This window comes from Pseudanabaena sp. PCC 9330, assembly GCF_055795045.1.
Genome location: NZ_JAYFES010000087.1, coordinates 1 through 17,245 on the forward strand (window position 1 = coordinate 1; position 17,245 = coordinate 17,245).

The 17,245-nt window shown below is 55.1% G+C and carries 21 protein-coding genes; 9 read left to right on the forward strand and 12 right to left on the reverse strand.

Translation table 11 applies throughout. The features are described 5' to 3' along the window. Positions 1-57: 57 nt before the first annotated feature. The 4 genes from psbP to ffh all read right to left on the reverse strand — a co-directional run bounded on the left by psbP (position 58) and on the right by ffh (position 3,096). Entirely contained in the window at positions 58-600 is a 543-nt protein-coding gene (gene psbP, locus AC0QKW_RS08075; protein WP_473150548.1) for a photosystem II reaction center PsbP, read from the reverse strand. A gap of 300 nt (positions 601-900) precedes the next feature. Next, positions 901-1,269: a DUF1818 family protein gene (locus AC0QKW_RS08080; RefSeq protein WP_473150549.1), complete on the reverse strand. Its 369-nt coding sequence runs from the start codon at positions 1,267-1,269 to the stop codon at positions 901-903. Between the two features lie 10 nt (positions 1,270-1,279). Next, positions 1,280-1,507 carry a DNA-directed RNA polymerase subunit omega gene (locus tag AC0QKW_RS08085; RefSeq protein ID WP_473150550.1) on the reverse strand — a complete coding sequence of 76 codons (228 nt, stop codon included), beginning with the start codon at positions 1,505-1,507 and terminating at the stop codon, positions 1,280-1,282. A gap of 107 nt (positions 1,508-1,614) precedes the next feature. Next, positions 1,615-3,096: a signal recognition particle protein gene (ffh, locus tag AC0QKW_RS08090; protein ID WP_473150551.1), complete on the reverse strand. Its 1,482-nt coding sequence runs from the start codon at positions 3,094-3,096 to the stop codon at positions 1,615-1,617. Between the two features lie 321 nt (positions 3,097-3,417). Here ffh and AC0QKW_RS08095 point away from each other — a divergent pair, with 321 nt between their 5' ends. Continuing rightward, the gene (locus AC0QKW_RS08095) at positions 3,418-5,709 is read left to right on the forward strand and encodes a GAF domain-containing protein (RefSeq protein ID WP_473150552.1); all 2,292 of its coding nucleotides are present in this window, start codon (positions 3,418-3,420) and stop codon (positions 5,707-5,709) included. 152 nt (positions 5,710-5,861) lie between these two features. Here the strand turns inward: AC0QKW_RS08095 and AC0QKW_RS08100 are convergent, their stop codons facing one another. After that, positions 5,862-6,194, reverse strand: a complete 333-nt coding sequence (locus AC0QKW_RS08100) for a hypothetical protein (RefSeq protein WP_473150553.1) — start codon at positions 6,192-6,194, stop codon at positions 5,862-5,864. Positions 6,195-6,343: 149 nt separating this feature from the next. Next, a complete protein-coding gene (locus tag AC0QKW_RS08105) occupies positions 6,344-6,751 on the reverse strand; it encodes a thiol-disulfide oxidoreductase DCC family protein (protein WP_473150554.1) in 408 nt (135 codons plus the stop codon). A 327-nt stretch (positions 6,752-7,078) separates the two neighbouring features. Between AC0QKW_RS08105 and AC0QKW_RS08110 the strand changes: the two genes are divergently transcribed. Then, on the forward strand, positions 7,079-9,016 hold the full coding sequence (locus AC0QKW_RS08110; RefSeq protein WP_473150555.1) for a tetratricopeptide repeat protein: 1,938 nt from the start codon (positions 7,079-7,081) through the stop codon (positions 9,014-9,016). On the opposite strand, the gene AC0QKW_RS08115 is transcribed toward AC0QKW_RS08110, so the two are convergent. The 4 genes from AC0QKW_RS08115 to ndhC form a co-directional block, all read right to left on the reverse strand. Further along, positions 9,013-9,225, reverse strand: coding sequence for a hypothetical protein (locus tag AC0QKW_RS08115; RefSeq protein WP_473150556.1), 213 nt, complete (start codon positions 9,223-9,225; stop codon positions 9,013-9,015). The genes AC0QKW_RS08110 and AC0QKW_RS08115 overlap by 4 nt on opposite strands. A gap of 724 nt (positions 9,226-9,949) precedes the next feature. After that, positions 9,950-10,510, reverse strand: coding sequence for an NAD(P)H-quinone oxidoreductase subunit J (locus AC0QKW_RS08120; protein WP_473150557.1), 561 nt, complete (start codon positions 10,508-10,510; stop codon positions 9,950-9,952). Beyond that, on the reverse strand, positions 10,511-11,248 hold the full coding sequence (locus tag AC0QKW_RS08125) for an NADH dehydrogenase subunit K (protein ID WP_473150558.1): 738 nt from the start codon (positions 11,246-11,248) through the stop codon (positions 10,511-10,513). It lies immediately after the preceding gene. Further along, positions 11,245-11,607 (reverse strand): photosynthetic/respiratory NAD(P)H-quinone oxidoreductase subunit C, encoded by a 363-nt coding sequence (gene ndhC, locus AC0QKW_RS08130; RefSeq protein ID WP_473150559.1) that lies wholly within the window; start codon positions 11,605-11,607, stop codon positions 11,245-11,247. Before ndhC ends, AC0QKW_RS08125 begins: the two co-directional genes overlap by 4 nt. 466 nt (positions 11,608-12,073) lie before the next feature. Between ndhC and AC0QKW_RS08135 the strand changes: the two genes are divergently transcribed. The 6 genes from AC0QKW_RS08135 to AC0QKW_RS08160 all read left to right on the forward strand — a co-directional run bounded on the left by AC0QKW_RS08135 (position 12,074) and on the right by AC0QKW_RS08160 (position 14,317). Next, entirely contained in the window at positions 12,074-12,379 is a 306-nt protein-coding gene (locus AC0QKW_RS08135) for a rubredoxin (RefSeq protein WP_473150648.1), read from the forward strand. 90 nt (positions 12,380-12,469) lie between these two features. Then, positions 12,470-13,474, forward strand: a complete 1,005-nt coding sequence (locus AC0QKW_RS08140) for a photosynthesis system II assembly factor Ycf48 (protein ID WP_473150560.1) — start codon at positions 12,470-12,472, stop codon at positions 13,472-13,474. Positions 13,475-13,570: 96 nt separating this feature from the next. Continuing rightward, the gene (psbE, locus tag AC0QKW_RS08145; RefSeq protein WP_473150561.1) at positions 13,571-13,819 is read left to right on the forward strand and encodes a cytochrome b559 subunit alpha; all 249 of its coding nucleotides are present in this window, start codon (positions 13,571-13,573) and stop codon (positions 13,817-13,819) included. Positions 13,820-13,851: 32 nt separating this feature from the next. Next, complete coding sequence (gene psbF, locus AC0QKW_RS08150; RefSeq protein ID WP_035991167.1) at positions 13,852-13,986, forward strand: cytochrome b559 subunit beta; 135 nt, start codon at positions 13,852-13,854, stop codon at positions 13,984-13,986. Positions 13,987-13,995: 9 nt separating this feature from the next. Next, positions 13,996-14,115, forward strand: a complete 120-nt coding sequence (locus AC0QKW_RS08155) for a photosystem II reaction center protein L (protein ID WP_473150562.1) — start codon at positions 13,996-13,998, stop codon at positions 14,113-14,115. An 82-nt stretch (positions 14,116-14,197) separates the two neighbouring features. Next, complete coding sequence (locus AC0QKW_RS08160) at positions 14,198-14,317, forward strand: photosystem II reaction center protein J (RefSeq protein ID WP_071527210.1); 120 nt, start codon at positions 14,198-14,200, stop codon at positions 14,315-14,317. A gap of 78 nt (positions 14,318-14,395) precedes the next feature. On the opposite strand, the gene AC0QKW_RS08165 is transcribed toward AC0QKW_RS08160, so the two are convergent. After that, positions 14,396-15,124, reverse strand: a complete 729-nt coding sequence (locus tag AC0QKW_RS08165; RefSeq protein ID WP_473150563.1) for an N-acetylmannosamine-6-phosphate 2-epimerase — start codon at positions 15,122-15,124, stop codon at positions 14,396-14,398. A gap of 29 nt (positions 15,125-15,153) precedes the next feature. Between AC0QKW_RS08165 and AC0QKW_RS08170 the strand changes: the two genes are divergently transcribed. Continuing rightward, positions 15,154-15,651 carry a DUF2165 family protein gene (locus tag AC0QKW_RS08170; protein ID WP_473150564.1) on the forward strand — a complete coding sequence of 166 codons (498 nt, stop codon included), beginning with the start codon at positions 15,154-15,156 and terminating at the stop codon, positions 15,649-15,651. Positions 15,652-15,990: 339 nt separating this feature from the next. Here the strand turns inward: AC0QKW_RS08170 and trpD are convergent, their stop codons facing one another. Beyond that, positions 15,991-17,055, reverse strand: coding sequence for an anthranilate phosphoribosyltransferase (gene trpD / locus AC0QKW_RS08175; RefSeq protein ID WP_473150565.1), 1,065 nt, complete (start codon positions 17,053-17,055; stop codon positions 15,991-15,993). Positions 17,056-17,245: the final 190 nt, after the last annotated feature.

Genomic DNA, 17,245 nt, shown 5'->3' on the forward strand with positions numbered 1-17,245 from the left:
TGATAGCTTTTTCGAGGTCAATTTTCTACCTCGAAAAAGCTATCGCTCAGCCATGACCTAAGACACTTTAAATGAGGCTACCGACTGCTTCATCATGTCTTTGACCTTCTCCCAGCGCCCTTCGTCGGTGGAAGCATTGAAGGTGTAAAGCTTGCCTCGGCGGACAATGGCACTGGCTAGATTGTGGCGAGGCCCGGCGGGCAGGTCAGCTAGATATTCGAGAATGTAGTAGGTTTTGTTGTCGACAGTGTCAATGCGTTGAGCGCTGAGTAGATCGACGGCGCTGTCATTGCCCGACAGAGCGCTAAAGCTCTTAGAAAGCTTGTAACCCACCTCGGTGGGTCCGCCCAGTTCATCTAGGCTTTTGCCCTCGGGCACTTCGCTGACGACCACGCTGACATTCTCGGTCTCGTGAATGATGTCGTGAAACACCACGTCAGCGGCACCGGGAACATTTACTTCAACCCAGCCGGTGGGGTACATAAACTCGTAGCCAGAATACTGGTCAGCGTAGGCCTGTAGCCCCCCACCGCTGCCCACACAGCCCTGGAGGGTGACGGCAAAAATAATCAACAGCACTGTGGCCAGCCGCTTCAGCATGGGGTGAAATCCTTGGATTGCGATCGTCGATAAGTATTTACTTATTCTCTCATACAGCCTGCTTAACCTGTATTGGGCATAAGCTAGGCTCTTCGCAAGCAGTGTCGCAGTCGTAACCTTTATCGGTTGGGGGAGGTAATTCTGCGTCGTTGTCTAATCCTCTGAGAGGTGCCTGAAGATATGGGTGGGTCATAAATCTTGCCTGTGGCAAAAGCTTAACTCGTCCCCTTAGCGTCAGCAGCGGCATGGGCAACTTGGTTAGCAACTCGTTATCTGTTGGCAAACTGGCCAGGGAGCAGGCTAAAACACCATGAGCTGTTGCATGGTCTTCGTGAGCTCTTGGGTGGCCTCGGCTGCCCAAACACCTTCGCAACGGCGACCCGCAGACAAGATAAAATGCAAACTGTAGGCCTGGGGAAACCCTTCAGCCTCTAGCCACAGGTCGTCGGCTTCGGCCTCGCAAGCAATGCGCTCTTCGGTCATTAGCTCAGCCGCGATCGCATCAACGGCTTGGCCAATCTCAACCGCTAGCCGACGAAAGGTATTAAACTCGGCCTCAGTCACCTCGATCGCCCACCCCTCGCCTGCCAGTAGACCCTTGTAACAGGGGGCCGCGTCATCCCAACCGAGACGCCATCCATTGCCTTCTTTGGTGAACCGCTGCCCCATGGGTAAAAGGCTATTCGCCAATGATCTCGGGCTGGGTCAACTCGTCAGACATCTCAATGATGGCGCGCAGCACCGGTTTCATTTTCGGGTCTTCGTAGTTTTCAAAGTCTTCAAAGCGTCGTCGCTGGGCGCGGTTGGCCACCTGCACCGTAATGCGATAGCGGTTTGAGGCAGCTCGAATTAGCTCCTCACTGCGTCGCATAACCTGGGTGCTGTCGAAGGGTGAGCGTTTTGCCATAACAACCTAGCGAAATGGGTCAAGCCTCCATTATACCAAGCTTTCATGCCTCAGATCTGGCCTCCCGCGGCCAAAGCATTGGTCAACTTGATGGAGACGCCGGTTCTTCATAGCTGACCAAAGCCTTTCTTTTTCTTCTGGCTTTTCTGCTTTTTGCTGCTGGGGGCGCGAAACCCTTGCTGAGGCCCACCGCCCATGCCGGGCAAACCCGGCATGCCGCCGCCGTTGCCCATGCCCGGAAAGCCACCGCCCATACCGGGCATACCGCCGCCCATGCCCGGAAAGCCGCCGCCGCGTCCCATCTGCTGCATCATGGTGCGCATTTTGGTGAAGTCGCTGACCAGCTTGCCCACGTCTTTTTCTTGGTGGCCTGAGCCTTTGGCAATACGACGGCGACGGCTGGGGGAGCTGGAGAGCAGGTTGGGCTGCTTGCGCTCTTCGGTGGTCATGGAGTTGATCATGGCTTCGCAGCGTTTGAGTTGGGCCTCGCCCTGCTCTAACATGTCGCCCGTAATCTGCTTACCCATACCGGGGATGAGCTTCATGATGCCGCCCAAGGAGCCCATGCTCTTCATAAAGCGCATCTGTTTGAGAAAATCGTCGAAGTCAAACTCGGCTTCAAGAATTTTTTGCGTCAGCTTTTCGGCATCGGCAATATCGACGGCTTCCTGGGCTTTTTCTACTAGGGTGAGCACATCGCCCATGCCGAGAATGCGGGAGGCCATGCGATCGGGGTAGAAGGGTTGCAGGGCCTCTACCTTTTCGCCCACGCCGATAAACTTGATCGGCTGACCCGAGATTTGCCGCACCGACAGGGCTGCGCCACCCCGAGCATCGCCATCCATCTTGGTGAGAATAGCGCCGGTAATGCCGATCTGGTCGTGGAAGGTGCGGGTGAGGTTGGCGGCCTCTTGGCCGGTCATGGCATCGACCACCAGCAGCACTTCGTCTGGGTCAATGGCGGTTTTGATGTCGGCCAGCTCAGCCATCATCTTGGGATCGATCTGCAGACGACCTGCCGTGTCCACAATCACCGTATCGACGCCGTCGGCCTTGGCTTTCTCAATGCCTTGACGGGCAATATCTACTGGGTTGGCGTCTGTGCCCAGCTCAAATACGGGTACGTCAATCTGTTTCCCCAGGGTGACCAACTGATCGATAGCAGCCGGGCGATAGACGTCGGTGGCGACTAGCAGAGTGCTGCGATTTTCTTTGCGCAGATGCAGGGCTAGCTTGGCGGTGGCGGTGGTTTTACCGGTACCTTGCAGACCGGCCATTAGCACCACCGTGGGCTTGGTGGGCGAGTCGACCAGGGGGGCGTTGGTGTCGCCCATCAGGCGCACCAGCTCGTCGTTCACCACTTTGATGAACTGCTGGTCGGGGCTGACCCCTTTGACCACCTCGATGCCCAGGGCATTTTCTTTGACCTGGGCGATGAAGTCTTTGATCACCTGGAGGTTGACATCGGCCTCTAGCAGAGCGCGGCGCACCTCGCGCAGGGCGCTGTCGATATTTGACTCGCTGATTTTGTCTTGGCCACGCAGGCTTTTCCAGGCAGATTCGAGGCGGTCAGAGAGGGCTTCAAACATGGTTTAGGGGCGCAAACTATTCCCAGACAGAATATCTATTCTAAAGGGTGGAGGCCACCACTGGTGTTTACCTCGATCTGTCTCTCCGTTGGTGAACACCCATAGGCACGGAATCTGAGCAGTGAGGCTGGGTATGCTAGTGCTTAGGGTGATCTCAGCCCGGAGGCTGAGACGGAGACCTCTATTCAGGGTGCATCGAAGAGCGATTGATTTACAGACTCTATGTGTATTCCCTGGATTCCGAGAAGATATTGGCCTGGGTTCGGAATTCTAACGGGTTGCTTTGTAACTATTGTTTGAAGGGTGAACCACGGCGCAACTATGGCTGATAAATCGTCTTACTACATTGAAACCGATAGCGAATCTAGAGCTGAGACTCTGTCGCTGGTCAATCTCAGCTACACCTTGAACGATTCTGAAGGCGATCGCCCAGTGGGCAAGCCCCCCCATGGGAGCGGCGATCGCCCCAATTTGCCCTGGCTCGATCTAATTCAGCACTACAGTCACCTGGTGATGGCTGTAGTCGATGTCACTACTCAGTTGGAGATTCCTACCCAGACGTTTCCGGTGCTGTTTGCCAATCGGTTGTTTTGTCGTCTGACGGGCATTCACCCCGAGGTGGGCCACCTCGATCTAGGCTTCTTTGACCGTCTTCTGCCCGCCGACCAGGAGGCTCTACAGGAGCGGTTTCGCCGACATTTTCTCAACGCCCTGCTGGATTACTACTATGGCCAGGCTGATCTGGTGTGTCAGCAACTGCTCCACGAGCCGTTGGTGGTGACTCTGGTCGATGGCGATACTGGTGCAAAGCGCCAGATCGAGCTGCGGTTGCGCACCGCTGACCAAGGGTTGCAGATGGCGGCGATCGCCCCTGAGTTGGCCACCCGCCTTGCCGCCTGCTGGTCTGAGGTGCCCAGCCGCGATCAGGTGTCGACCCAGTTGATGGGCCAGTCACCTGCCTTTAAGCAGCTGTTGGTTGCCCTGCATCCAGGGCACTATACTGCCGCCGGCCACATTTTGATTGAGGGCATCGATGTTACTGAGCGGGAGATATCAAAGGCTCTGATCGAGCTGCTGGTTGGGCAGGAGTCGGTGCTGGGCACCAGTCGCTTTGACCAGGCCAATGAGCTAATGATGCAGCTCTTTGGTGCCACCGACAGCTTTTTGCTCAGCGCCGAAAATAACCAGGCTCAGATCTTTACTGAGCTCGATCGGCCTGAGTGGCGCACGGCCACTTATACCGCAGAAGACTTGCAAGGGTCCGCATTTTTGCAGGCCACTGAGCGCCGAGAGGTGGTCAATGTGCCCGATCTCAACCTCGCCTGCACCACCCAAAGTGAGCGCGATTTGCTGACTCAGGGGGCGCGATCGCTGCTGTTGATTCCCCTGATGACGCGCTCTGTCCGGCTGGGGGAAAGCGCCAATCAGAGGGTGGGTCTGGTGGGCCTGGTTAGCTCTCAACCCTATGCCTTTGACCAGGCTGACTGCTGCCGCGCCACTACCCTGATACCCGCGTTGACGGCGGCCATGCGCCACAGTGTCCAAGACCGCTTTACCAACATTCATCCGGCGGTGCGGTGGCGATTTGAGCAAGAGGCCGAGCGCATCGGTCTAGGGCTACCCCCGGCCCCGATTGTGTTTGAGGGGGTGTATCCGCTGTACGGCATATCAGACATTCGCGGCTCATCCGACGAGCGCAACCGGGCAATTCAAACCGACCTGCTGACCCAGTTTCGCCTGGCACTGGCAGTGGTCGAAGCCTCTGAAGAAGCGGTCAGCAATGCCCTCGTACGTCAACTGGCCTTCGATCTAGCCGATCATATTGCCACTCTAGAAAGCGGGGTTACTGTAGATTCTGAGGTGACACTGCTGCGCTATCTACAAGGGGAGGTAGAGGTGCACTTTGCTTACTTCGCCCAGCACAGTAACGAGGCCAAAACGGCGATCGCTCGGTACAGCGCCAATCTTGACCTTGACCATGGCAGTGTGTATGCCGCCCGCGCTGCCTACGATCAGACCATTGGTCACATAAACGAGCTGCTGCGCGACACCTGGAACCAGTGGCAGCAGTCGATGCAAGCGATTACTCCCCACTACTGCGATCTGGAGGCCACCGACGGCATTGACCATATGATCTACGCGGGTCAGGCGATTGACCCCAAATTTACCGAGTTTCAACTCAAGGCGCTGCGCTACGAGCAGCTGCGAGCGGTGTGTGACTGTGCCCGCAAGGCGTTTTTGCTCAGAGCCACCTACGACACCGATATGACCATCACCCACCTGGTGCTGGTGCAGGGCTTTACGGTTGACATTTGCCACGACGAGACCACCGAGCGGCTGTTCGACGTGCGTGGCACCCGCGACACCCGCTACGAAATTGTTAAAAAGCGGATTGATAAAGCTCGGGATGCGGAGACGGGCGATCGCATTACCCAGCCCGGCATGCTTACGGTGGTTTACTCTACGAATGATGAGTGGCAGGAGTACCAGCGCTACCTGCGCTACCTCCACCGCGAGGGGCTGGTCGAGAGCGAAATCGAGCAGGGCACCGTCGAGCCACTTCAGGGGGTCAGCGGGCTTAAGTTTGGCCGGGTGAGGGTGAATCCTGAATAGGGGTTGGTGCCAATAAATCAGCCCCCAATTGGGCATCTAATTGCCTGCTGGGGGCTGTCCTGCATGATGCTGTGGGTAAACCAGCTGAATCTTCGGTGCTGGGCGCAAATTATTGGCCGCGTTGTAGGTCCGGAGGCAGGCTGCGACCGCTATCAACCTGGCGCTGAAGCCCAAGGGGGTAGGCCACGACCACTCTCGACCTGACGCTGAAGACCGGGGGGCAGATTCTGATGTTCTGCCGTAGATTCGACCATCGGGTCATTTATGGAGGGCTCTGCGGGTAGATTAGCAACCGGCGTTTCGATGCTCCTCGCTGGGGTTTCAAGGGTGGCATTGGGTATTGCGACGGCAGGAGCACTGGGTTGAGGACGCTGCCCCCGCCCCTGCCCAGGGCGGGCATCGGCAGCAGTGCTAGCCAAGGCAATGGTAGCTAAAACGCTGAGAGCTGCTAGGGTTAATCGCGATCGCTGGGTCATCATGGCCATCCGCCTTTCTAAAAAACTAACTAAGAAACTAAGGAGCGACTAAAGGGAGTCAGCAGGACTGTGGCGTTGGGGTAAATGCTGCTGCCTAGTCTTAAGGTACTCAGCGCGGATGGGCCGGGGCATCTGTGAATACACTCTTTCCCGAGTTTCTAAGGATTACAGCTCTGGTCATCACAGAGAGGAAAGGCTGAGTCGTAGCGATCGCGGCGTTTGCCAAACAGGTCGTAGCGGCGATCGCGCACAAAAGCATAGATTTGGTCGCCCGCCTGTTTGGCCCCAGGTAGGGCCCGATAGGCCAGCACAAAGGGGTTGCCCAAGGGCAGCAGACGGCCAATTTCTTCGGCGGCGGCGCTGCCCTGCCAGCGCTGACCGGGGTTGACAAGATCAATCAAGATCATGCCCGCTTCACAGTCGGCAGGGGTGATGCCATAGCGGGCCAGGTTTGGGCTATCTTGCATCGGCAGGTACTGAAACTGTGCGCCTTGGTCTAACGACTCCAGCAGCCGCACCAGGTTGACGCAGAGGTTGCAGTTGCCGTCATAGATAACGCAGTACATAGTAGGATGGGCGGCGAAAACAACGTTATTGTTATCTTAACGAGTGTAGCCGTCTGAGCTTCAGAACCACCTGATTTGTCCTGGGCCAGTGCCCGGCTCCTGTTACTCCTGAAATTCGCCACGATATCCGTCACAATTCGGCATTGGTCAAAAATCGTCAAAGCAGCTGTATCGACTATGATTCAGCTTCTTTGGGGTGGTGATCCGTCGGCCACCGGCCAAGGTGGTTATAGCGCTGACCAATTGCGCTCCGATAGACTAAGTGCTCTCAACCCCTGGGAGTTGAGCTGAAGACTCTCGCTCTAGTGCATTTACCCGGCAGATTCCATGGCAGTAAAAAGACTCATTGATGGACGCTTTCAGTTCATTCGTGTGGTCAGTACTAAGGCCTATACCAAGACCTATTTAATGACTGACCACGACGATGCAGCCAAGGCTAAATGCATCGTCAAGCACTTAGAACTGCCCGCTCACAATGCCACCACCCGTAAGTTTCTCAGCGATTTGCTGGCAAAACGGGTTAACCTACTCAAGCGGATTGGCACTCACGACGCGATCGCCCAGCAGCTGACCACGGTGCAAGATGGGCCTAACTTTTACTGGGTGCGCAGCTACGTGCCTGGTCAATCGCTGTCGTCTGAGTTGACCGAGGGTAAGCCCAGGCCTGAGGACGAGGTCAGGCAGTTTTTGCTAGAAAGTCTGGGCACCCTGGAACTGATTCAGCGCCACGGCATTGCTCACCAAAATCTCCATCCCAATAACTTGATTCGCCACGTTGATGGCCATCTGGTGCTGGTTGATTTTGGCTTGATTCAAGACCTTGGCACTCCAGACCTCAGTGTTGCCGCCAATCGTGATTTGGCCAGCCCCAAAGTCGAATCGGCCTATCTACCCCAGGGGCACTCGCGGCAGTATACGCGCTTTGCCGCCGACCACTTCGCCCTCGGCATGGTGGCGGTACAGATGGCTACTGGTCTCTCCAATGAGGCTATGCCCCGTCTCAGTCAAGATGACTTTTGGGATCAGGTCAAACTTCAGCTCGATGAGTGCTCAAGCCTGGAGAGTGGGCTCAAAGATATCTTGCTCACCATGGTGTCACCCCAGCCAGATCACCAGTGGCCCTTAGCAAAAGATATTTTGGTAGCCCTGACCAGAGCCGAGGTGAGAGACCAAAGCATCTCTGCTGCGGGCACCGGAGAGAGTGATGGGGCAGCTAAAGTCGGTTCTCAACCAGAGGCTGCGACGACGCGCCAACCTCGACGGCAGCTACTGTCTCAGCCCAGGGTTTGGCTAGGGGCAGGGGTCGCCCTAGGACTGTTGGCCCTAGGTGGTCTAACTCTGAGGCATATGCCCCAGGCCCAGACGGTTAAGGCGCTGCTACAGCAGGCCGAGACGGCTAAACAGCTAGGCCAAAATAACGACTCGCTTAACTACCTGAACCAGGCCTTAGATCTCAAGCCTGACCATGGTTTAGCCCTGGCCGAGCGGTCTAGTCTGCTGTGGGAAAACGGCCAGTCGGAGCAGGCCTTGCAAGATTTGACCGATGCCATTGAGGCTACTCCTGAGAACGCTGAGTTGTACTACCAGAGAGGTAACTTTCGCCTGCGCCTAGGAGACTTGCAGGGGGCTATTCAAGACTATAGCGCTGCTATTGAGCGTCAAGATAGCTACGTTGACGCTTATATTAATCGGGGTAATGCTCGGGCCGAGCTGGGCGACGAAGCTGGGGCACTGCAAGACTATACCGCCGCTGTCAATCTAGCCAACGACCCCGAGAGCAAGGCCGATGCTTACCTCAATCGCTGTCTGTCATACTCTAACCTCAACGACCATGGGGCGGCCCTGAGCGACTGCGCTGCTGCCGTCAACCTGCGGCCCAACAATAGCTATGCCTACGAAAATAGGGGGCTGGTTAAGCGCCGTTTGAATGACTTTCAGGGGGCCATTCAAGACTTTACGATCGCCATTCAGATCGATGCCAGCAGCCCAGAGCCTTACTACAATCGGGGGCTAACCCGGCTCAATCTAGGCGATTTTGCCGGGGCTATGGCCGACTTCAACCAGACGATAGAGCTCAATCCCAAGCATCCCTTTGCCTACTACGACCGGGGGTTACTCCATGCGGAGCTAGGGGATATTGAAAGCGCGATCGCCGATTTAGAAACTGTAGCTAGTGCCTGTCTCGATGTTAGTCGCCTGGGCTGTTTCGACGACGCCCAGTACCAGCTGTCTCGGCTCCGGGCCAACCAGCAGAGCGAACTCTAGCTGCCGCGCATTCTGCGACGGCCGCTGCCTGGGCGATTGTTGGGGTGGACGTAGGAGCTGTTGGCCACTGCGTCGAGGTCAACGCTGATCGCTAGGGGCTGGGGAGACAGTTGCTGCCCGATCGGCTGGGGCGATCGGGCCATATAGGTGATGCCCCCAAGAGCGCCAATAGCTGCTAGCGCCAAGAAGATAGAGAAACGATGCCGCATGATGGTATACCAAATCTGGACAGTTACTTCTTCTCGGTCGGGGCGAGAAATCCTGCTATTTCCAGACTTGAACCATGAATAGATGGATAAAAAAATAGCCGCTTATTGAAGATTGTCCATGGATGGGGGTTAATAGCGGCACAAAAGTCCTCTACGACCTGTAGAAGAAGTGACCATAGGTAGATGCCCCAGCTGCTTAAGCCAAGGGAGGTTGAATCAACCTTAGATGTTTGGCCCAGCTTGATGAACTCATCATTCCCAAAGCCAGCGCACGCGAACCTAAGCTGATGCTTCACCCCATAAGTGTCTATATTTCTACGCTTTACAGAAGTAGATTTGCGATCGCTTGGCCAACTGCCGTACCAGACTATGTAGTTCTTGGCTTGGGTCAGCATCTGGGCGATCGCATCGAAATGGCGAGGAAACCCTATCTGCTCTTTACCAGCGCAGCTTTGACAAAACTTTTTAGCCCCAGATATGCGTGACGTTCCTAAGCCTGTTCAGGCAATCCAGCTTCAGCCTATCGAGGCAATGGGGATACCGAGAGGCTGCTTAGCAGGTTAGATACTCGTGCAATGCTCACGCTGAGAAGAGTGATTTGGTCGCAAAAAAATAGAGCCTAACCTGCTGTTAGGCTCTATTTTTTTGCTGAAGCGCCACCTACACTACTCGCTAACCGATTACTTTAAGCGAAGCAATCGTCAACTTGCTCGGGTAGGCTTCTCTAGTAGGCATCCTGTAGTTCAAAGAAGTCCGGCGATATATAATCCTTCCGCAAAGGCCAGCCAACCCAATCTTCAGGCATTAGTAGTCGCTTGAGATTTGGGTGCCCCTCATAAACGATGCCGTACATGTCATAGCTTTCCCGCTCTTGCCAATCGGCGGCCTTCCAAATCCAGTAGACAGACGGAACCCTTGGGTCATTACGGGGCAAAAACACCTTTACGCGCAGCTCCTCAGGGTGGTCAACGTTGTCGTCGACCTTAACTAGATGATAAAAGCTCACCAAATCCTTGCCGGGGCCGTCGTCATAGGCACCCTGGCACTGAAGATAGTTAAACCCATAGGCAAAGAGAGCCGTGCAGATCGGAATCAGAAATTGAGGATCAACCTTAATCACCTCAATGCCCAAGTGATCTTTTGCCATCAGCTCATGGTCAAAGCCATTCTCCGTTAACCAGTTGGACGCAGCACCGGCCTCAACCAAAGGGGCAACGCTGTCTCCCCCAGCCTGGGAAACAGAGGGTTGATTAGGGGATGGCGGTTGAGAGTCAGTTTCAGCCATTTAGATATCCTCACGCTCAGGAGCAAGCTCAGCCAACGCTTCAGCCACAGGCATGCCCATAGCTTTCATCAGTTCTTTTGGCGGCGCAGAGTGCCGACCAGTTTGCAAATACTGCCCCGTCAAAATAGGTGCAACAGTCTTCAACTCGTGGCTGCGTTCATAAAAACGGTGAGTTTGGAGAGTGTAGGCACGATCCTGCATCGACTCAGTGGCCACCTTCTTACGCAGCTTGATGATGGCATCAATGATGGCCTCGGGTCGAGGGGGGCAACCGGGAATATAGACATCCACCGGGATGAGCTTATCTACACCTCGCACCGCAGAAGGAGAGTCAGTGCTAAACATCCCTCCAGTAATGGTGCAGGCGCCCATAGCAATAACGTACTTTGGGTCGGGCATCTGCTCGTAGAGCCTGACCAGAGCCGGAGCCATCTTCATAGTGACTGTGCCCGCCGTAATCAACAGGTCAGCCTGTCTGGGGCTAGCGCGCGGCAAAAGACCAAATCGGTCGAAGTCAAACCTAGAGCCAATCAAGGCGGCAAACTCGATGAAGCAGCAGGCGGTGCCGTAGAGAAGCGGAAAAAGGCTGGAGAGACGACACCAGTTGTATAGATCATCGACCGTAGTCAAAATGACATTCTCAGACAAACCATGGGTCACCGCTGGAGGAGCAGCAGGATTGAGCAGTACCTCACCGGGAGAGGGGGAGAGCTTCCCAGAGGTAGAAGCAGAATTCATGACCATTCCAAAGCTCCTTTACGCCAAGCGTACACAAGACCAACAACCAAAATGGCGATAAAAATAAGTGCTTCTACGAAGGCTAACAAGCCTAGCTGGTTGAACGCTACTGCCCATGGGTAAAGAAACACAGTCTCCACGTCGAAGATAACGAACACCAGAGCAAACATGTAGTAGCGTATGTTGAACTGGATCCAGGCACCCCCGATGGGTTCCATCCCTGATTCGTAAGTGGTGCGGCGAGCCGGGCCACGATCTATCGGCCGCAAAAGTTTAGACGCTGTCAAAGCCGCAATCGGCACCAGACAGGATATGAGCAAAAAAACCAAGAAGTATTCGTAGCCAGACAAGACGAACACAGGTTCACCACCCTAGACAACTGAATTACACGTCTTCCAAACCGCCTTGGCTAGAGAGCCAAAGCCTACTTACACACTTATCTCCAGGTGTATTCTAAGGCAGTTTGGCCGAAAAGCCAGGGGTAAGCCTGGTCTAACTTATCAATAGCACCAATGGAGTTGCGCCAATGGTACGAGCGCTGTCAGGACGGCAAAATGATAGATGAGCGGGATGTCCTAACTGTGTCATAATTGTTTACAACGAGCATTTTTATCTCAATTAGCCATCTGTGCCCCAAATTTGCTCAAGAAAACTACTGATCTGCGTAGCTAGCTCTTGCTGAATTTAAGGTGTTTTGATCCTATGAGTGTTGAGCTTGAGTCTTCGGCCAATGAGTCTGACCCCAGTGAAACCCTTGCTGAGAGTGGTTTAGAGAGTGGCTCAATTGAAGGTGATTCAGAGGTTGTAGTCCTCGCCCCGGAGGAAATGGATTGCTACGAATGTCAGTCCTGCGGCTACTCCTATGAACCAGTCAAGGGAGACAGCCGCGCCAAGATACCTATGGGTACAGCTTTTGAAGATCTCCCGCTTAACTGGCGTTGTCCAGTGTGTAGCGCACCCAAGAAGCGGTTCAGCAACATTGGCCCCGTCAACGCTCCCTCTGGGTTCAAGGAAAACTTAGACTTTGGGCTGGGGGTAAATCGGCTTACCCCTGGGCAAAAGAATATTCTTATTTTTAGTGCCTTGGCTTTGGGGTTTGTCTTTTTTCTTAGCCTCTATGGGCTGCGATAAGCCTTTGGCTTAGCTTGATTGACCCTAGGAATGGCAGGGGTTTTATCTTAAGATCGATTGTTGTTTAGGAAGTACGGGCTTTGATTGTCTATGCACGCTGCGTTTAGTTGGTTACGGCGAGGGCTGGTGATGCTGGTGGCAGTGATGCTAGCAACCGGTTGCTCTAGTTATTTTTTGGCGGACGCAGACGTGCATCCTTGGTCGGTTGTTAAGGTGCCGGTGGAGTCTACTCTCGCCGATGTGGCCTTCACCAGCGACGAAAACCACGGCTGGATTGTAGGCAGTCGGAACACTCTCTTGGAAACTAACGATGGTGGTGACACCTGGGTGGTGCGGGAGCTGGCTCTTGGCGATCAGCCCTACACCTTTACCTCTGTGGGCTTTGCTGGCAATGAGGGCTGGGTCACAGGGATTCCATCGGTGCTGTTGCACACTGCCGATGGCGGTGATACTTGGGAAAATGTACCGCTCAGCAAAGAGCTGCCTGGTTCACCCTTTTTGATCACTGCAGTTGGGCCTAGGTCTGCCGAGATGGCTACCGACATTGGGGCTATCTATCTTACTGAAGATGGGGGCCGCACCTGGAAGGCTCTGGTGCAGGGCGCGGTCGGGGTCGTGCGCAATATGGTGCGCTCCGACGATGGTCGCTATGTGGCGGTCTCGTCTCGGGGTAATTTTTACTCTACCTGGGCAGCCGGTCAAGACCAGTGGATCCCTCACAACCGCCAAAACTCAAGACGCTTGCAAAACATGGGATTTGATAAGCTTGGCAAGCTATGGGTGATTGCCCGAGGGGGCCAGGTGCGGTTTTCTAATAGCCGGGCCTCTGACGACTTTACTGAGGCTATCACTCCCGAGTTTGGCACTAGCTGGGGTCTGTTGGATATGGCCTTTCGCACTGCCGATGAGGTCTGGGTAACCGGCGGTGGGGGCAACTTACTGTGCAGCTTTGACGGCGGTCAAACTTGGTACAAGGATTTATCCGTTGGTGATGTGCCCTCCAATTTCTACAAGGTGAAGTTCTTAGGGCCTGAGAAGGGGTTCATTTTGGGGCAGGAGGGCACTATCCTCAAGTACGAGCCGGTAGCAACCTAGAAAAACTTTGGGAACTTAGCCGAAATGGCTTGTTAGGGTTTCCGAGGTTCTCTATGATGAAATTAGATTCTTTGTGTTCAGAGAGGAGACGCTGATATGGCAGGTACTACAGGTGAGCGCCCGTTTGGCGATATTGTCACGAGCATTCGCTACTGGATTATTCACAGCATTACCATTCCGATGCTGTTTATCGCGGGTTGGCTATTTGTCAGCACTGGCTTGGCCTATGATGCCTTTGGTACGCCTCGTCCCAATGACTATTACCCCGACAATCAAATGCAGCTGCCGATTGTGACCGATCGCTTTGAGGCGAAGGATCAGATCGACATGTTCTTGAATCAGTAGTGCTTTAGTTATTCCACCGTTTGATTGAACCTATGCAAAGCAATTCTCCTAACGAGCAAATTACTTACCCGATTTTTACCGTGCGCTGGCTGGCTGTCCACACCCTTGGTGTTCCTAGCGTGTTTTTCCTCGGGGCGATCGCGGCAATGCAGTTTATCCAACGATAAGAGAAACACATGGAACGTACTCCAAACCCAAATAAGCAGCCCGTTGAACTCAATCGCACATCCCTATTCTTGGGGTTGCTGATGGTCTTTGTGCTGGGTCTGCTGTTTTCTAGCTACTTCTTTAACTAGGCATAGCTGACTACCTCCTCGGTAGATGGTGACTTACCTAGTCTGTGTTGGGTTTTTAGCAAATTAGTAGGAGGTCAATACTATGCTTCAAAGTGGACGGATTCCGTTGTGGATCGTGGCAACCGTGGCCGGTACTGGTGTTTTGGTTGTGGTTGGCCTATTTTTCTATGGTGCCTACGCTGGCGTTGGCTCGGCTATGTAGCCTCTATTGGCAAACCATAAAAAAAGGGATGAGCTATTCAAATAGCTCATCCCTTTTTTTATGCCGCTGCTGATCAGGCTACAGGTGGGCGATCGCGTCCTTGTATGCGTTCACTAAGCTATCAATACCTGTAATGGCTGTGCCTACCACTACCGCAAAGGCACCTAGGTCAAGCGCCTGGCGCGCCTGGGCCGGTGACGCAATTCCCCCTTCACAGATCACCGGTACTGCACAGCGATCAACCATTGCCTCAAGCAGCGTGAACCCCGGCGGAACTTGATTTTGCGTCTCCTCAGTGTAGCCAAAGAGAGTAGTGCCGACGCAGTCTGCTCCAGCCTCAACTGCCCTGAGGGCATTCTCAAGCGTGTCCACATCGGCCATGACGGGCTTGCCTAGGTGATCATGAATGCGTTGAATCAGCTCGGCCAGGGTTTCGCCCCCCGGCCGAGGCCGCTGGGTCGCATCTACCGCAATAATATCGCCACCGGCCCGGGCTACCGCCTCGGCATGGCAAAACTGGGGCGTAATGTAGACCGAAGAAGGCGGCATCACCTGTTTCCATAGGCCGATGATGGGGCGGGAGTCTGCCAAGGTTAGGCTTTTACTGTCGTCGCAGGCCCGCACTGCCTCAATGTGGCTAGGGCTATCAATCCGCACTCCTACAGCGCCTCTGAGCAGAGCGGCCTGGGCCATGGCGGCAATCACCTGGGGATGGTGTAAGGGAGAGTCAGGTGGGGCCTGACAAGAGACTACTAGCCCACCTCGCAATGGCTCTAGAATGGTCTTCAATGGATAAGATAACGTCACAGTACGATTGGGTTGGTTTTCCTGATTCTATGGCAACTCGGATTTCAAAAACCCTGCTGGTGGCGTCTATTGGCCTCTTAGCCTTAGTGATTGTTGTTAATAACCTGACCGATTACGACGCTAACTTCAAGTACATTCAGCATGTGCTGAGTATGGATACGGTGTTTCCAGACAGTCAGTTAACCTGGCGAGCGATCGCCTCTCCCCAGGTGCACAAGCTTTTCTATGGGGCTATCATCGCTACGGAAGCGACCATTACCGTACTGTGTCTAACGGGTGCTGTGTACCTCCTGCGAGCCATTAGCGCCAGCGGAGAGATCTTTAATCGGGCAAAGGCTACGGCAACCTATGGGCTAACTCTGGCCTTTTTATTTTGGTTTGTGGGCTTTATGGTGGTGGCCGGAGAGTGGTTCACCATGTGGCAGTCGCTAGATTGGAACGGCCAGCAACCAGCCTTTCGCTTCATTGGCTGTGTTGGTTTTGTGCTGATCTACCTGAGCCTGGTAGACGCGGACCTCGGTGCTTGAAGGTGCTTCGTCAAGCTGAGCTTGGTAGCCCATCAACTGATACCGAATCCGAATTCCATACCCCCCGATTTTCAAACGACCCACCTGTAGGGCGTTGGCGTAGCCTGGCCGGAGGCCTTACCGCTGTTCGCCCTGCTGAATCGGGGGTAGGCGAGCAGGATTTGGTATGAGATCCTGCATGAGTGAATAAATGCCATCTGAGCGCTGGACATCTAGCATCAGGGCAAGCGCCAGAAAACCATTGAGACACTGTGCCAGGTTGCGAGTCCTGCGGCAAGGCCTGCAAACCCCAATCCCCCAGCCGTCGCCAGAGCCTACAGCCTTTGACGACGGCTGGGGCTAGGCCAAAAACGTCACCAGGGCTTGTAGTTTTTCCCACGCTACGCCGCTGGATAAAATGTCTTGGGCTAGGGCGATGCCTTCAGCAATAGAAGCTTCTAGCGTGTCGCCCTTCACCGCTTCGCCGACCTTGAGGGCCAGGGCTGCATTCAGAGCCACCACATCCTGTTGGGCTTGGGTACCTTTGCCCTGGAGCACGGCGGTCAGAATTGCGGTGTTCTCCTCCAACTCGCCACCGCGCAGGGCGCTGAGAGGTGCCGCTGCCAGCCCCAAGGACTGGGGATCGAGCACCGCGCTGGTGACTTGGCCGTTTTCTACCACCGCCAGGTCGGTCTTGTCGCCTAGGCCCGCCTCGTCAAGCCGTTCGCGCCCGTGCAGTACGATCGCCTGAGGCATGCCCAACTGGTTTAACGCCTCGGCCATGGCGGGCACCACCGCCGAATCGTACACGCCAATCACCTGCCCCGTCGGCTGTAAGGGGTTGACCAGCGGCCCCAGCAAATTAAAAACGGTACGCACCTTGAGGGTGCTGCGCAAGGGGGCCACCGCCTTCATCGCCGGGTGCCAGCCCCGGGCAAAGAGAAAGGTGACACCCACCTCGTCTAAAGCCGCCTTGACCCGCTCGGGGTCAGCCCCCAGGTGTACGCCTAGGGCTTCGAGCACATCGGCAGAGCCGACCTTGCTAGAGGCAGAGCGGTTGCCGTGCTTGGCGACCCGTACTCCTGCCGCCGCCGCCACAAAGGCGACGCAGGTCGAAATGTTAAACGTATGCGCCCCATCGCCGCCGGTGCCGCAGGTGTCAATGCAGGGGGCGGGATGATGAATTGTATCTTCCCCACCCAGGGATTGCCCCTGGAGTACCCGCGCCATGCCCGCCAACTCATCTCCAGACACGCCCTTGGCCTGGAGCGCTGCTAGCAGCGCTCCAGACATGACTGCGGGGAGCTCTCCGCTCAGCCAGCCCCGCATCAGGGTTTCGGCCTCGCTCTGGGCGAGGGATGCCCCCACAATGAGCTGCTGCAAAAGCGGCGACCAGTCTTGGGCAGCAGGCTTGGCTTGAGTCACGGTGGCGAACTCCTGGATGAAAGAACAAGGCGTAGAATAGCCTTCCTATTTTCTCGCAGAATGTTCCTTTGGCGCAGATCAGGTGTGAGCACAGCTGCCCTGCGCCCCATGGCCCGTGGGTTGGCCCCAGGCGGCGGTCAACAGCGATCGCCCTAGGTTCAGGTGTTCGGGGCATGAGGTAAATCGATAG